At 71.7% G+C, this 13713-nt stretch carries 15 protein-coding genes and 1 tRNA gene; 10 read left to right on the plus strand and 6 right to left on the minus strand.

Translation table 11 applies throughout. The features are described from left to right. The first annotated feature begins 47 nt into the window (after window positions 1-47). From mca to recQ, 3 genes are read left to right on the plus strand one after another with little or no spacing between them, the layout of a single operon-like run. Window positions 48-914, plus strand: a complete 867-nt coding sequence (mca, locus tag MUN78_RS02495; RefSeq protein WP_244728581.1) for a mycothiol conjugate amidase Mca — start codon at window positions 48-50, stop codon at window positions 912-914. After that, complete coding sequence (locus MUN78_RS02500; RefSeq protein WP_244728582.1) at window positions 911-1294, plus strand: hypothetical protein; 384 nt, start codon at window positions 911-913, stop codon at window positions 1292-1294. The genes mca and MUN78_RS02500 overlap by 4 nt, the downstream gene beginning before the upstream one ends. A 3-nt stretch (window positions 1295-1297) precedes the next feature. Further along, on the plus strand, window positions 1298-3385 hold the full coding sequence (gene recQ, locus MUN78_RS02505) for a DNA helicase RecQ (protein ID WP_244728584.1): 2088 nt from the start codon (window positions 1298-1300) through the stop codon (window positions 3383-3385). 136 nt (window positions 3386-3521) lie between these two features. Here recQ and trhA read toward each other — a convergent pair whose 3' ends face one another. Beyond that, window positions 3522-4319 carry a PAQR family membrane homeostasis protein TrhA gene (trhA, locus tag MUN78_RS02510; RefSeq protein WP_244728585.1) on the minus strand — a complete coding sequence of 266 codons (798 nt, stop codon included), beginning with the start codon at window positions 4317-4319 and terminating at the stop codon, window positions 3522-3524. Between the two features lie 125 nt (window positions 4320-4444). Here trhA and MUN78_RS02515 point away from each other — a divergent pair, with 125 nt between their 5' ends. Genes MUN78_RS02515 through MUN78_RS02530 form a run of 4 tightly spaced genes read left to right on the plus strand, consistent with a single transcriptional unit; the run spans window position 4445 to window position 8353 of the window. Beyond that, window positions 4445-5245: an isoprenyl transferase gene (locus MUN78_RS02515; protein ID WP_244728587.1), complete on the plus strand. Its 801-nt coding sequence runs from the start codon at window positions 4445-4447 to the stop codon at window positions 5243-5245. A 5-nt stretch (window positions 5246-5250) separates the two neighbouring features. Continuing rightward, on the plus strand, window positions 5251-6204 hold the full coding sequence (locus tag MUN78_RS02520; RefSeq protein WP_244728589.1) for an SDR family NAD(P)-dependent oxidoreductase: 954 nt from the start codon (window positions 5251-5253) through the stop codon (window positions 6202-6204). 26 nt (window positions 6205-6230) lie between these two features. Next, entirely contained in the window at window positions 6231-7556 is a 1326-nt protein-coding gene (locus MUN78_RS02525) for an amidohydrolase (protein ID WP_244728591.1), read from the plus strand. Next, entirely contained in the window at window positions 7553-8353 is an 801-nt protein-coding gene (locus MUN78_RS02530; RefSeq protein ID WP_244728593.1) for an HAD family hydrolase, read from the plus strand. The genes MUN78_RS02525 and MUN78_RS02530 overlap by 4 nt, the downstream gene beginning before the upstream one ends. A 21-nt stretch (window positions 8354-8374) precedes the next feature. Here the strand turns inward: MUN78_RS02530 and MUN78_RS02535 are convergent, their stop codons facing one another. Together MUN78_RS02535 and MUN78_RS02540 are read right to left on the minus strand one after the other, a co-directional pair. Then, complete coding sequence (locus MUN78_RS02535; RefSeq protein ID WP_244728595.1) at window positions 8375-8866, minus strand: S-ribosylhomocysteine lyase; 492 nt, start codon at window positions 8864-8866, stop codon at window positions 8375-8377. 94 nt (window positions 8867-8960) lie between these two features. After that, a complete protein-coding gene (locus MUN78_RS02540; protein WP_244728597.1) occupies window positions 8961-9287 on the minus strand; it encodes a hypothetical protein in 327 nt (108 codons plus the stop codon). Between the two features lie 521 nt (window positions 9288-9808). On the opposite strand from MUN78_RS02540, the gene MUN78_RS02545 reads away from it, so the two are divergent. Together MUN78_RS02545 and MUN78_RS02550 are read left to right on the plus strand one after the other, a co-directional pair. Next, complete coding sequence (locus MUN78_RS02545) at window positions 9809-10372, plus strand: nucleosidase (RefSeq protein WP_244728599.1); 564 nt, start codon at window positions 9809-9811, stop codon at window positions 10370-10372. Between the two features lie 53 nt (window positions 10373-10425). Then, window positions 10426-10516 (plus strand) — tRNA-Ser (locus tag MUN78_RS02550). Window positions 10517-10814: 298 nt separating this feature from the next. Here MUN78_RS02550 and MUN78_RS02555 read toward each other — a convergent pair. Next, window positions 10815-11456 (minus strand): NAD(P)-dependent oxidoreductase, encoded by a 642-nt coding sequence (locus MUN78_RS02555; protein ID WP_244728601.1) that lies wholly within the window; start codon window positions 11454-11456, stop codon window positions 10815-10817. After that, the gene (locus MUN78_RS02560) at window positions 11453-12211 is read right to left on the minus strand and encodes an SDR family NAD(P)-dependent oxidoreductase (protein ID WP_244728602.1); all 759 of its coding nucleotides are present in this window, start codon (window positions 12209-12211) and stop codon (window positions 11453-11455) included. The genes MUN78_RS02555 and MUN78_RS02560 overlap by 4 nt, the downstream gene beginning before the upstream one ends. An 81-nt stretch (window positions 12212-12292) precedes the next feature. Here MUN78_RS02560 and MUN78_RS02565 point away from each other — a divergent pair, with 81 nt between their 5' ends. Then, the gene (locus MUN78_RS02565; RefSeq protein WP_244728604.1) at window positions 12293-12847 is read left to right on the plus strand and encodes a TetR/AcrR family transcriptional regulator; all 555 of its coding nucleotides are present in this window, start codon (window positions 12293-12295) and stop codon (window positions 12845-12847) included. Between the two features lie 62 nt (window positions 12848-12909). Here the strand turns inward: MUN78_RS02565 and MUN78_RS02570 are convergent, their stop codons facing one another. Then, complete coding sequence (locus MUN78_RS02570; RefSeq protein WP_244728606.1) at window positions 12910-13701, minus strand: SDR family NAD(P)-dependent oxidoreductase; 792 nt, start codon at window positions 13699-13701, stop codon at window positions 12910-12912. Between the last annotated feature and the right edge of the window lie 12 nt (window positions 13702-13713).

Below are 13713 nucleotides of genomic sequence, written 5' to 3' on the forward strand. Positions count from 1 at the left end.
TGCCAGCGTACCGGGAACCCCCGGGAGGCAGTTGTGAAAGGACGCGCATGACGCTCAGGCTGATCGCGGTGCATGCCCACCCCGACGACGAGTCCAGCAAGGGTGCCGCGACGTACGCGCACTACCTCGATGCGGGCGCCGAGGTGCTCATCGTCAGCTGCACCGGCGGCGAGCGGGGGGATCTGCTCAACGAGCTCGTCGCCCGCGACCCGAAGAGCCGGCGCGACCTGCCGGGGCTCCGTCGCGACGAGATGGCGCGGGCGCAGGAGATCATCGGATTCGAGCACCGCTGGCTCGGCTACCAGGACTCCGGGCTGCCCGAGGAGGGCGGCTCGGTGACGCCCAGCTCCTTCGCCGGGATCCCGGCCGAGGTCTCCGCGGAGGCGCTCGTGCGGATCGTGCGGGAGTTCCGTCCGCACGTCATGATCACGTACAACGAGCAGGGCGGCTACCCGCACCCGGATCACATCCGCTGCCACGAGATCAGCCGCATCGCCTGGCAGACCTCCGGCGACTCCGAGGCGTACCCCGAGGCCGGCGAGCCCTGGGCGATCAAGAAGCTCTACTACGAGGAGATCTTCAATGCGAAGCGCGTGGAGACCGTCTACGAGCATCTGCTCGCGCGGGATCCCGACTCGCCGCTCATCGCGCAGTTCGCGGAGCTGCGCGAGTGGATGACCCGTCGCGCGTACCGCGGCACGGCGCGGATCGACGTGGGCCGCTTCTTCGATCGCCGCGACGAGGCGCTGCGCGCCCACGCGAGTCAGGTCGCGCCCGACAGCTCGTTCTTCTTCTGGCCGAACGAGCTGCAGCGCGAGGCGTGGCCCTTCGAGGACTACCGGCTCGCGGCGTCGCGGGTCGCGACGAGCGAGTTCGAGGCGGATCTGTTCCAGGGGATCGAGGAGGACGCATGACCGCGCTGCTGGCGACTGTTGCGATGGCCGGCGGGGTCGCCGTGCGACTCGCGGAGGCGGAGACCGACACCGAGTTCGATCCGACGATCGTCTCACCGGGTGCGCCGGGCTTCATCGTCACCGGTCTGCTCGCCGCCGCGGTCATTCTCCTCGGCTTCCTGCTCGTGAGCCGCCTGCGCAAGAGCGCGTACCGGGCGGAGGTCCGGGAGCAGATCGATCGGGAGCTCGCGGAGCAGGAGGCGGCCGGTGCCGCGGACGCCGCCGTATCCGGGACGGACGGCGGGGCAGGAACCGAGGCGCGCCCCGGCGGCGACGCCGAAGACGGCCGGGGCCGTGACGACGAGCCGGGTGCCGGCGCGGAGCCGGCGAAGCGGGACTGATCCGTGCCGCGCGACTGGGAGGAGCCCGGCTCCGCGGATGCGGAGCGCTGGCCGGGCGAGGCCTGGGGGGCGCCGCCGCCCGAGGGCTTCCCCGCGCCGCGGCCCGGTGGCCCCGCAGCGCCGCGGCCCGGTGATCCCGCCGAGCCGCGGGGCAGCGTCGCCGCCGTGCCGACCGGCGCCGCGGGCGTGGCGTCGGTCCCGCCGCCAGCGGATCCCGCACCCGTCGCGTCATCGAGTCGCGACCCCCAGGTCGGGGCGGATCCCCGCGAGGTGCTCGCGGAGGTGTTCGGCTACGACGCGTTCCGCGGCGATCAGGAGGCGATCGTCCGCCACGTGATCGGCGGGGGCGACGCCGTCGTGCTCATGCCCACGGGCGGCGGCAAATCGATCTGCTACCAGATCCCGGCGCTCGTGCGCGAGGGCACGGGCATCGTGCTCTCGCCGCTCGTCGCGCTCATGCACGACCAGGTGGCTGCGCTCCGCCTCGCGGGCGTGCGCGCCGCGGCGCTGAACTCGGCGATGTCGCTCGAGGAGCGCCGGGACGTCGAGCAGGCCTACCGCGAGGGCCGGCTCGACGTGCTGTACCTGGCCCCCGAGCGGCTCTCCGCCCCGGGAACCGTGGAACTGCTGGCGCAGGGCCGCATCGCCCTCTTCGCGATCGATGAGGCGCACTGCGTCTCGCAGTGGGGCCACGACTTCCGCCCCGACTACCTCCGCCTCGGCGCGCTCGCGGAGCGCTGGCCCGACGTGCCGCGGATCGCGCTCACGGCGACGGCGACGCCCGAGACGCACCGTGAGATCACGGAGCGGCTGCACCTGCAGCGCGCCCGCCACTTCGTCTCGAGCTTCGATCGCCCGAACATCCGCTACCGCATCGAGCCGAAGCAGAGCGCGCGTGCGCAGCTCACGGCGTTCATCCGCGGCGAGCACGCGGAGGAGGCCGGCATCGTCTACGCCCTCAGCCGCAAGCGCGTCGAGCAGACGGCGAAGGCCCTGCGCGACGCGGGCGTCGACGCGGTCGCGTACCACGCGGGACTGCCGGCCGCGGAGCGGCTGGACGCGCAGACGCGGTTCCTCCGGGAGGACGGGGTCGTGGTCGTGGCCACGATCGCCTTCGGCATGGGGATCGACAAGCCCGACGTGCGCTTCGTCGCGCACATCGACCTGCCGAAGTCGATCGAGGGGTACTACCAGGAGACCGGTCGCGCGGGGCGCGACGGCCTCCCCGCGGAGGCCTGGCTCGCCTACGGCTTGCAGGACGTGGTGCAGCAGCGCCAGATGATCGAGTCGGGCGACGGCGATCAGGCGACCCGCCAGAACCAGACGCGGCACCTGAACGCGATGCTCGCGCTCTGCGAGGGCGCGACGTGCCGGCGGGTGTTCCTGCTGAAGTACTTCGGCGAGGAGCGGGCCGAGGCGTGCGGCAACTGCGACGTCTGCCTCGATCCGCCGAAGCTGTGGGACGCCACGATCCCGGCGCAGATGCTGCTCTCCACCGTCATCCGCACGGAGCGGGAGCGGCGCCGCACCTACGCGGCCGGTCAGCACATCGACGTGCTGCGGGGCGTGCCGTCGGAGCGCGCGACGCAGATGCGCCTCGACGAGCTCTCGACCTGGGGCATCGGCACGGAGTGGTCCGTGGCGCAGTGGCGGGGCGTCGTGCGGCATCTGCTCGCCGCCGGCATCCTGGAGGCCCGGGGGGAGTGGGGCGTGCTCGCGCCGACGGAGGCGGCGAAGCCCGTGCTGCGCGGCGAGGAAGCGGTGCAGATGCGCGAGGAGGTCGTCGTCAGGGCCGCGGGGACCCGCGGCGGGCGGGCCGTGCGGGGAGCCGCGGGGGAGAAGCGCTCCGCGGCCGCGGCGGAGCTCGCGCCTGAGCAGGCCGAGGTCTTCGAGCGCCTGCGCGCCTGGCGGGCGGGGGAGGCCCGCACGCAGGGGGTGCCCGGCTACGTCGTGTTCGGCGATGCGACGCTCGCCGCGCTCGCGGTGCACCGTCCGGCAAACGACGAGGAGCTGCTCGCGATCTCCGGGATCGGCCAGGTGAAGCTCGAGCGATACGGCGCCGCCGTGCTCGAGGTGCTCGCGGCCGGGTGACGGGCCGGATGCGGGCGGCGCGCCCGCCGGGGCGCGTCAGGGGCGCTCCGCGCCGTCCCGCATCCTGAAGGACAGGATCGCGTCGACCGCGCAGCGGTTCGGGCTCCGGTGATCAGGGTCGGCGCGCGTGCGGGCGCTACCGCAGATACACGGGGTCGAGCGCGATGAGCAGCGCGGCGGCCCAGTGGCAGAGGAACGCCAGCACGGTCAGCGCGTGGAAGATCTCGTGGAAGCCGAACACGCCGGGAACGGGATTCGGGCGCTTGATGCCGTACACGACCGATCCCAGCGTGTAGAGCAGGCCGCCGACGACGACAAGGATCATCGTCGCGGGGTTGGCGCGGAAGATGTCGACGATGAACATGATGGCCGCCCAGCCGAGCAGCACGTACAGCGGCACGTACAACCAGCGCGGCGCCCCGATCCAGAACACCCGGAACCCGATCCCGAGCAGCGCCCCCGCCCACACCAGCACGAGCAGCAGCACGCCCTTCTCGAGCGGCAGCGCGAGCAGCGCGATCGGCGTGTACGTGCCCGCGATGAGCAGGAAGATGTTCGCGTGGTCCAGGCGGCGGAACACCTGCTTGGTGCTCGGCTTCCAGTTGAAGCGGTGGTAGAGCGCGGACACGCCGAAGAGCAGCATGCTCGAGAGCATGTAGACGGCCGACGCCCATTTCGCGATCGGGCCGTGCGCGAGGCAGATGAGCACGATGCCCGCGGCGACCGCGACGGGGAACGTGCCGGCGTGGATCCAGCCGCGCCAGCGCGGTTTCGCCTCGGCCGCCTCCGACCCGGACGGTCGCGGCTGATCGTGCGGGTGGTCGAGCGCGTCGGCGAGGAGCGGGATCGAGAGCCGATCGGGCTCCGGAAGAGGGCGCTCGGCGCGCTCGTCGCCGGCGTCGTCGACGGGACCGGGTGCGCCGCTGGCAGTCATGCCTCGAGTGTATGGTCCCGACAGTTCTGCAGCGGCATATATGTGGGGGATCCCCAGGCCGTGCGACCCTCCCGAGCGCGGTTCGTCCGGGGGTGCGCGGAGGCGCGAGCGCTAGACTCGGGGGCGTGAACGCCCAGCCCTCGCCGCGGGAGCCCGCGCCCCCGCGCACCGGTCTGCTCTACCGGCTGTACCAGCGCCGGCTGCGCCGCGAGATCGATCCCGCGCGGGTGCCGCACCACATCGCGATCATCGTCGACGGCAACCGCCGCTGGGCGAAGCAGCGGCTCCAGGAGCGCGCGGCCTTCGGCCACCGCGCCGGCGCGCTGAAGGTGCCGGAGTTCCTCGGCTGGTGCGAGGCCGCGGGGGTCGGAACGGTGACGCTGTACCTGCTCTCGGCCGACAATCTGCGGGCTCGGGATCGGCAGGAGCTCGAGGACCTCACCGGGATCATCGCGGTGCTCGCCGCCCAGCTCGCCGAGCACCCCGGGTGGCGGGTGAAGCACGTCGGCAGCTGCGACGGTCTCCCCGAGGAGCTCGCGACCGCGCTCGCCGAGGCCGAGGCGAGCACCGCGGGGCGCGACGGCCTGCACATTAACCTCGCGGTCGGCTACGGCGGGCGCAGCGAGATCACCGAGGCCGTGCGCAGCGTCATCGCCGAGCATCAGGCGGCCGGCGGCGGCATCGAGACGCTGGCCGAGCGGCTCACCCCGGAGATGATCGGCGAGCACCTCTGGACGCGCGGGCAGGCCGACCCCGACCTCGTCATCCGCACCTCGGGGGAGCAGCGCCTCTCGGACTTCATGATCTGGCAGTCGGCGCACTCGGAGTTCTACTTCGTGGAGGCCCTCTACCCGGACCTGCGGGAGGTCGACTTCCTGCGCGCGCTGCGCGACTACTCGTCCCGGCACCGGAGACTCGGAGGATGATCCCCATGCGGAACGCGGCTCTGCCTGATCTCGGCGGCATGCGGGTGCTCGTGACCGGCGCCTCGGGCGGCATCGGCGGCGGCATCGCGCGCCGCTTCGTCGCCGCGGGAGCGCGCGTCGCCGTGCACTACAGTGGAACGTCGGCGGCCTCCGAGGCTCGCGCGCTCGCGCTCGTCGACGAGCTCCGGGAGCGCGCTGCGGCGCGCCGCGACGCCGCGACGGGGGGCGACGCCGCGACGGGGGGCGACGCCGCGGCGGGAGGCGCGGATCGCGGCGCCGCCGTGGCGGTCGGGGCGGATCTGGCGCGTCCGGGAGCCGCCGCGGAGCTCGTCGCGGAGGCGGCCGAGGCGCTCGGCGGTCTCGACGGCCTCGTCAACAACGCCGGCATCCAGCCGCTCGCCAAGATCGCCGAGACGAGTCGGGCCGCATGGGACGAGGTTCTCGCGACGAACCTCGGCGCCGTCTTCGAGCTGTCGCGCGAGGCCGCGGCGCTGATGGCGGATCCCGCCGCGGATCCCGATGCCGATGCCGATGCCGCCGGCGCCGTGCGTGCCGGCGCCGTGCGTGCCGGCGCCGTGGGCACCGAGGCCGGCGCGCACGCGGATCGCTGGATCACCCACATCGCGTCGATCGAGGCGAGCCGGCCGGCGCCGGCGCACGCGCACTACGCCGCGGCGAAGGCCGGGGTCGTCATGCACGCGCGCGCGGCGGCGCTCGAGCTCGGCCCGCTCGGCATCCGCGTGAACACGGTGTCGCCCGGGCTCGTCGATCGGCCCGGGCTCGCCGAGGCCTGGCCGGAGGGCGTCGCGAGCTGGCTCGCCCGCGCGCCGCTCCGCCGCCTCGCGACCGCCGAGGACGTCGGCGACGCCTGCGTGCTGCTCGCCTCGCCCGCGGCGTCCTTCATCACCGGTCAGGATCTCGCGGTCGACGGCGGCATGCTCGCGACCCCCGGGTGGTAGGCGGCCGGGGCGCTACAGTGTCGAGCATGAGCAGAGAACAGCCCACGGAGACCGTCCTGCGCGCCGACGCGATGCTGACCCCCGAGGGGCCCGTCGCGAATGCGGAGCTCGCCTTCGACGCGCGGGGACGGATCAGCTACGCCGGGAAGGCGCGGCCCGGCGTCTCCGCGAGTCACGAGCTCACCGGCCACGTGCTGATGCCGGGGCTCGTGAACGGGCACACCCACTCGGCGATGACGCTGCTGCGCGGCGTGTCCGACGACGAGGGGTTCATGCCGTGGCTCGCCGCCGTGCAGGCGCTCGAGCAGCACCTCGGGCACGAGGACGTCGTGGCGGGGCTCGAGCTCGCGCTCGTGGAGATGATCGAGACGGGCACGACGGCCTTCGCCGACATGTACCACTGGGACGAGACGCTCATCGAGCGCGTGCGGGCCTCGGGGATGCGCGCGCTCGTCGCGCCGGCGTCATTCGCGCCCGAGACGGTCGGCTTCCCCGGGGTCTCCCCGTGGACCGGCGCCGATGCGACGGCCGAGACCGAGCGGCTCGCGGAGCGCTTCCGCGGGGATCCGCAGATCCGCGTGGCCTACGGGCCCCACGCGCCCTACACCTGCCCGCCCGAGTTCCTCCGGGAGCTCGCGGCGCGCGCGGTGGAGCGGGGCATCCCGATCCACACCCACGTCTCCGAATCGGCGGCGGAGGTCGAGCAGATCCGGGAGCGCTACGGGGCCACCCCGGGCGAGCACCTCGACGCCCTCGGGCTCTTCGCGGCCGAGGTGCTCGCGGCGCACTGCGTCCACCTCACCCCCGGCGAGATCTCGCTCTTCGCCCGCACCGGCACGGCCGTGAGCCACAACCCGGTCTCCAATCTCAAGCTCGGCTGCGGCATCGCGCCGCTGCCGGAGTGGCAGCGCGCGGGTCTGCGCGTCTCGCTCGGCACGGACTCGGTCGCGAGCAACAACTCGCTCGACCTGTTCGAGGAGATCAAGACCGCGACGATCCTGCATCGCGGCGCGCGGCAGGACGCCGCGATCGTGCGCGCCGCGGACGTGCTCGACATCGCGACCCGCGGGGGCGCCGCCGCCATCGGCTTCGCCGAGACCGGGGCGCTCGAAGTCGGGCGCCTGGCCGACGTCATCGCGCTCGACGTGACCGGATCGGCGGCGACGCCGTTCGACCCGGCGGCCCTCGTCTCCCATCTCGGATTCGCGGCGCGGGGCGCGGACGTGCGCCATGTCTTCATCGGCGGCCGCCACGTCTACGCCGACGGCGCGCACCTCACCCTCGACGCGGCGGCGATCCGCGAGCGCGCGGCCGCGGCGGCCGCGCGCCTGCGTGCGCAGGCGGCGGCGTGAGGAACGACGAGTACCGCGCCGCGGATGCCGGGGGTGCCGGGGATGCCGGGGGGAGCTCCGGCACCGCGCCGGGGTGCGCCGCAGCGGAGCGCGCCGCGGCGCGACCGGCGCCGTTCGCCGGCGTGCTCTTCGACTGCGACGGCGTGCTCGTCGATTCCGAGGCGATCACCAACGGGGTGCTGCGCGAGATGCTCCACGAGCTCGGCTGGCCGATCTCCGAGGAGGAGTGCATCGCGCGCTTCATCGGCAAGGCCCTGCGCGACGAGTGGGCGGTGATCCTCGAGCGCACGGGCGTTCGGATCGACGACGCCTGGATCGGGGCCTTCCGCGCCAGGCGCGACGCCGCGCTGCGCGAGCGCATCGCGCCGATCCCCGGGGTCGGCGACGCGCTCGCCGCCGTCGCCGGGCGCTTCGGGGAGCGCATCGCCTGCGCCTCGGGCGCGGACCGCGGCAAGATCGAGATGCAGCTGGGGCTCACGGGACTCGCGCACTGGTTCGCCGGGCGCATCCTCAGCGGCATGGAGCAGCCGCGGAGCAAGCCGGCCCCGGACGTCTATCTCGCGGCGGCGGAGCTGCTCGGCATCGACGCGGCCGAGGCGCTCGTCGTCGAGGACACCGTGGCCGGCGTCACGGCCGGCGTCGCCGCAGGCGCGACCGTCTTCGGATACTCCTCGGGCTCCCCGACGAGCACGCCGCCGGCCGAGCTCGTCGCCGCCGGCGCCTCGCGCGTGTTCACGGACATGGCGCAGCTCCCCGGGCTCGTCGACGACGGCAGACCGGTTCGGGATCCCGCCTGAGCGGATGCCCGCTCGCCGGCGTCAGGCGATGCGGGAGCGATCGAAGGCGTCGAGGCTGATCCCCTGCGCCAGGACGCGCCTGGACCACTCGCGCGCGGAGTGCAGGCTGTGGTCCCGGTAGTTGCCGCAGCTGACGGCCTCGGTGCCCGGCACGTCCTCCCAGGCGATCCGCTCGGCGAGATCCTCGAGCGAGGACTTGATCGCGGCGGCCACGACCTCGACGCCGGGTTCGCCCCAGGCGATGAGGTGGAACCCGGTGCGGCAGCCGAAGGGGGAGATGTCGATGAGTCCGTCGAAGCGGGTGCGCAGCAGCGCGGCGAGCGTGTGCTCGATCGTGTGCAGGCCGGCGGTGGGGATCTCGCCCTCGTTGGGCTGCACGAGGCGCACATCGAAGTTCGAGATCGCGTCGCCCTTCGGCCCGCGCTCGACGCCGATGAGGCGCACGTAGGGGGCCAGCACCTTCGTGTGATCCAGTGAGAAGCTCTCCACCTCGGCAAGTTCGACGTCGCTCATGCCCGCCAGTGTAGCGACGGCGGTGCGGCGCCGCAGACGCGTGACGCCGCGTGACCCCGGGGGATCACGCGGCGTCGACGGTGCGGCCGGATGGTCAGGCCGCGCGGGCCAGGTCCCGGCGGGTGAGCGCGATGCGGGCCGAGGACCCCGCGGGATCCTCGGAGACGCGCACGTCCCATCCGGCGCGGTCGAGGCGGGCGAGGTCGCGCTGCGCCTCGGGAAGCCGGTCGGTCTCGACGAGGTAGAGCGTGCGGCCGGAGCTGCGGTACACCGAGCGGTGCTGCGCCCATGCGGGGACGCGCATCGCGTCGGCGTCGCCGAGCGAGTGGTAGGGGGTGCGCAGCGGCATCGCGGGCGCGGGATCGGTGCCCCGACGCGACCGCGCGGACGCCTGCGGCGTGCGGTGCTTCGTGGTGGTCATGGTGTGGTCCTTTCTCGTGCGCACCGTCGTGGTGCGCGGCATCGCGAGCGCTTCTCGCGATGCGGGGCCCGGTGGGCCCGGGATGCGGCGGCGGCGTCCGCCCGCGGTCCATGCGCGGCGGATCGGGACACCCCGGATCCCTCGTCGATGTCCCGTGCGCGGCGGGTCCCGCCGCGACACCGATCCATCGGGTGGTCCGCGCTGGGGCGCGGACGAGCCGGCGCGTCTGCGCCGGTCCCGGCGGCGGAGGATCGCCTGCCGGAGAGCGAGCCGTCGAGGTCGTACGGAGTTGGTGGCGATCCGGCCGCTTTGGGCGGCGATCGCGCGACGTCTGCGACGTGCTCAACACACAACTATAGAACATCCATTCGAAGTGTGTCAAGTGTTCGCACGAGGACACCGTTCCCGCCCGTCGCGGCGGCCGCCGCGACGGGCGGGGCGGAGCGGATGCCGCGCGACGATAGGGTGGGTCCGGATCAGTCGACGACGGGCGCGGAGGCGCCGCTGGGAGGAACCGCACGATGAGCGCAGAAAACACGCTGCTCGTGTTCGCGCACCGCGACGAGGCCTCGGCCTTCGCCGACGTCCCCCACCTCGTGACCGGGGTCGGCAAGGTGAACGCCGCGGTGTCCCTCGCCGCGGCGCTCGCCGACGGCGGCGCCGGCGTCGACCGCGTGGTCGTGCTCGGCACGGCGGGCGTCGTCGGCGACGATCCGGGCCGCCCGAGCCTCGACGAGGTGTACCAGATCTCCGGGGTCGTGCAGCACGACTTCTCGCTGCCGTCACCGGAGCTGCGGCCCGCCGGCGAAACGCTCCTCGACGAGCACCGCACGGTGATCGCGACGGGGGACGTCTTTGTGCAGGACGACGAGCAGCGGGCCCGCATCGCCGGGCTGGGCGCGCACCTCGTCGACATGGAGGCGTACGCCTATGCGAGCGTATGCGAGCGCTTCGGGGTGCCGCTGCAGCTCTTCAAGATCCCCTCGGATTTCGCGGACAGTGCGACCACGGACGCCGAGTGGGACGAGATCGTCTTCCGCAAGAGCGCGCAGCTGCGCGCGTTCTGGGATGCGCGCCTCGCGTAGCCGCGGCGCGTCGGATTCGCGTCGCCGCGGACCCATCCCCTACGCTGGTCGGCGGTGACGTGTCCGAGCGGCCGAAGGTGCAACTCTCGAAAAGTTGTGTAGGGTAACCCCCTACCGTGGGTTCAAATCCCACCGTCACCGCCACAGAAAACCCCTGGTAAAACAGGGGTTTTCTTCGTCTGGGGATGCCTTGTGGTGCAGATTCGGTGCAATTGATCCTCACCGCCACCTCTATCCTCTTCACCGCGGACCTCAACGCCAGCGCGGTCGCGAACGTGGGGTCCGATGGCGAGACCCAGATCGTCCCAGTTCTTCCGGGCTCTTCTCTCTTTCGCTCTCCCCGGGCCAGGACGACCCTGATCGGTAAACCCCCATCCGCCGCACCGATGAGCCGCAAACCCGGTCTCATCCGATCCCGGTGTGCCTTCCGGATGCCGTGGAGTCAGCGTCGAACTGCCCTCTCGATCGCTCCCTCTATGGTCCTGTCGCCGTGCACCAGCTCCCATCCGTGACCAGCCGTATCGGCACGGTCCACTACTGCCCCGACCACTGCCGCGACGTCGTCGCGAGTAACCGCGCTGATCGGAAGAGATCCTGTGGGTGCCAGCTCAACGTGCCCCCGGCCGCGTTCGTTGAGCAGCTCTCCGGGCTGCAGGATCGTCCACGCCAGCGTGCTCGTTCGAAGCGCGCGTTCGGAGGCCTCTTTCGCCCCGAAATACGTGTCCCAGAACCCGCCGTAGTACTCCGAAGGCCGGGGGCGTCCGACCCCCATGCCGGTGATCAGCACGAACCGGGTGACGCCTGCCCGTTCTGCGGCGTCGATCACCCGCAGCGCACCATCACGATCCACGCGGATCGGATCGCCTGCGGCCGCGAAGACCACGGCGTCGATTCCGCTCAGGATCTCGCACAGTTCGTCCACGCTCGTGTGGGTCAGGTCAGCCGCAGCCGTCCGGATGCGGGGCGAGTCGCCCCCGGTTGGTCGGCGGCTGATCGCGAGGACGTCATGACCGTCGTGGGCAAGGCGATCCACGATACGGTGACCGGTCTGCCCGGTGGATCCGAAGACAGCGATCGTGCTCATAGGAGGACTCCGCCGGAGACCTCGATGCGTTCGCCTGTCATCCATCGCAGTCCCGGCGAGACGAGCGCGACAACAGCATCGGCGATCTCGGTCGGCTCGCCGACCCTGCCCAGAGCGGTCTGCCGCCCCAGCCCCTGACGCAGCTCGGCATTGTCACGCATCGCGCCGCCGTTGAAGTCGGTGGCAGTCGGGCCCGGCGCGATTGTGTTGATGCGGATGCCGCGTTGTCCGAGTTCCAGCGCGAGACTCCGTGACAGCGCTTCGATGGCGGCTTTCGATGCTGCGTAGACGGCGGTGGCGGGACTGACGTGTCGGCTCAGCGAACTGGACAGATTGACCACCCGCCCGCCGTCCGCGAGGTGTGGTGCAAGCGCCTGGACAATGAGGAACGGCCCGCGCACGTTGACGGCGAAGGTGTCGTCGAAGTCGGCGACACTCACGCCGCCCAGGGGGGCGAAGTGTCCGACGCCGGCGTTGTTGACGAGAACCGAGAGTCGGGATCCGGGCCAGTCCTCGGAGATCGCGGTGAGTAGCGCTGTCGTGGCGGTGTCGATGGAGTCCGGATCGGCGATGTCCAACTCAAGCGGGAGCGCCTCGCCGCCTGCTTCTTCGATGTGTTTCACCGAGGCATTGGCTGACTCAGCTGTGCGGGTGGCGACGACGACGCGGTAGCCGCTCGCTGCGAGGGCCAGTGCAGTCGCCCTCCCGAGGCCCCGGCCCGCGCCGGTGACAAGGGCGATCTCTGGATGGTTCATGGAGTCTCCTATATAAGTAAATATCTACTTACTTGTAAGATAGGCGTGTATCGAAATGTCGTCAAGTCGGAGGAGCCGGGCATGAGAGACGCAGAAGCCACGCGGTCGCGAATTCTGGCCGCGGCCATCGAGGAGTTCGCCGAGCATGGCTTCGCGGGTGGGCGGGTCGATCGGATCGCGCGGTCCGCAGGGAGCAATGTGCGGATGATCTATGCGTACTTCGGGGGCAAGAGTGGCGTCTTCGATGCCGCGCTCGAGACGGCGTTGCGGACGCTCGCGATGGACGCGCCCCCTGACCCCGAGGATCTGGCAGGGTGGGCCGGGAGGGTGTTCGACCACCATCAAGAGCGTCCGGACATCCTCCGCCTGAGTATGTGGGCGCGCCTCGAGCGACCATCCGCGCTGTCAGAGCCGCTCGACGTCTATTCCCTCAAACTCGAGGCCGTGAGGGGGGCGAGCCCGAGTGCGCTGACCCCGGTCGACGTCCTCATCTTCATTTATGCGATCGCGCAAGCCTGGCAGCTTTCTCCGACCGGCCTCACGGCATTCGACGGCGCGAATGACGGCCCTGGCCGCACCGTGGCACATCGACGCGCGGTCGTCTCCGCGGTCGAAGGGATGCTGCGAAACGCATGATGCCCTCGGAGACGAGGGAGTCGGCTCCGAAGGCATCATCACAGCCACGCAGGGCGGTGGGGTCACAGCATCGCCGTGAGGACTCCTCCGTCTGCTCGCAGGGCCGCCCCGTTCGTCGCCGACGAGAGCGGGCTCGCAAGGTAAGTCACGAGGTGCGCGATTTCCGCGGGATCGATGAACCGCTCCAGGAGGGTGGTGTGATTCTCTGCAATGATCGCGTTCTTCATCGTGTCCACCGGGAGTGACTGCGCATCCGCCACCGCCGCCACGGATGCGGCGACTCCATCCGAGAACGTGGGGCCGCCGAGGACGGTGTTGACCGTGACCGACGTGCCGCGGGTGAGCTTCGCCAGCCCATTTCCGACAGCGAGCATCGCCGCTTTCGTCATGCCGTAATGGACCATGTTGGCCGGGACATTCACCCCGGATTCGCTGCTGATGAACACCACGCGACCCCAGCCCCGCTCGAGCATCCCGCCGAGCAGGCCACGAGACAGCCGCACACCGCTCATGACATTCACCTCGAAGTAGCGGGCCCAGTCCTCATCCGTCACGGACGCGAAATTCGCGAGCCCGAACAGTCCGACGTTGTTCACCAGGATGTCGACCTCTCCCAGGGAATCGATGAGGCGTGCCACATCCTCTGCGTTCGAGAAATCGGCGGCGACGCCCGAGATCTCCGCATTCGGATGCTCGGTCCGTAGGCGGTCGACGGCGGCGTCCAGCCGGGTGGCGTCGCGTCCATTGAGTACGACAGATGCCCCCTCGGCGGCCAGCCCGGCGGCGATCGCGTATCCGATTCCCTGCGTCGAGCCGCTGATGAACGCCTTCTTCTCCTGCAACTGCAGATCCATAAAGTATCTCCC

The organism is Leucobacter allii, assembly GCF_022919155.1.
Lineage (GTDB): Bacteria > Actinomycetota > Actinomycetes > Actinomycetales > Microbacteriaceae > Leucobacter > Leucobacter allii.

Excerpts from the sequence above, each read along its gene's own strand:
- MUN78_RS02500 (WP_244728582.1), top strand. The coding sequence starts at position 911 with ATGACCGCGCTGCTGGCGACTGTTGCGATGGCCGGCGGGGTCGCCGTG.
- MUN78_RS02565 (WP_244728604.1), top strand. The coding sequence starts at position 12,293 with ATGAGAGACGCAGAAGCCACGCGGTCGCGAATTCTGGCCGCGGCCATC.
- mca (WP_244728581.1), top strand. The coding sequence starts at position 48 with ATGACGCTCAGGCTGATCGCGGTGCATGCCCACCCCGACGACGAGTCC.
- MUN78_RS02560 (WP_244728602.1), bottom strand. The coding sequence starts at position 12,211 with ATGAACCATCCAGAGATCGCCCTTGTCACCGGCGCGGGCCGGGGCCTC.
- MUN78_RS02535 (WP_244728595.1), bottom strand. The coding sequence starts at position 8,866 with ATGAGCGACGTCGAACTTGCCGAGGTGGAGAGCTTCTCACTGGATCAC.
- trhA (WP_244728585.1), bottom strand. The coding sequence starts at position 4,319 with ATGACTGCCAGCGGCGCACCCGGTCCCGTCGACGACGCCGGCGACGAG.
- MUN78_RS02520 (WP_244728589.1), top strand. The coding sequence starts at position 5,251 with ATGCGGAACGCGGCTCTGCCTGATCTCGGCGGCATGCGGGTGCTCGTG.
- MUN78_RS02555 (WP_244728601.1), bottom strand. The coding sequence starts at position 11,456 with ATGAGCACGATCGCTGTCTTCGGATCCACCGGGCAGACCGGTCACCGT.
- MUN78_RS02525 (WP_244728591.1), top strand. The coding sequence starts at position 6,231 with ATGAGCAGAGAACAGCCCACGGAGACCGTCCTGCGCGCCGACGCGATG.
- MUN78_RS02540 (WP_244728597.1), bottom strand. The coding sequence starts at position 9,287 with ATGACCACCACGAAGCACCGCACGCCGCAGGCGTCCGCGCGGTCGCGT.
- MUN78_RS02570 (WP_244728606.1), bottom strand. The coding sequence starts at position 13,701 with ATGGATCTGCAGTTGCAGGAGAAGAAGGCGTTCATCAGCGGCTCGACG.
- MUN78_RS02545 (WP_244728599.1), top strand. The coding sequence starts at position 9,809 with ATGAGCGCAGAAAACACGCTGCTCGTGTTCGCGCACCGCGACGAGGCC.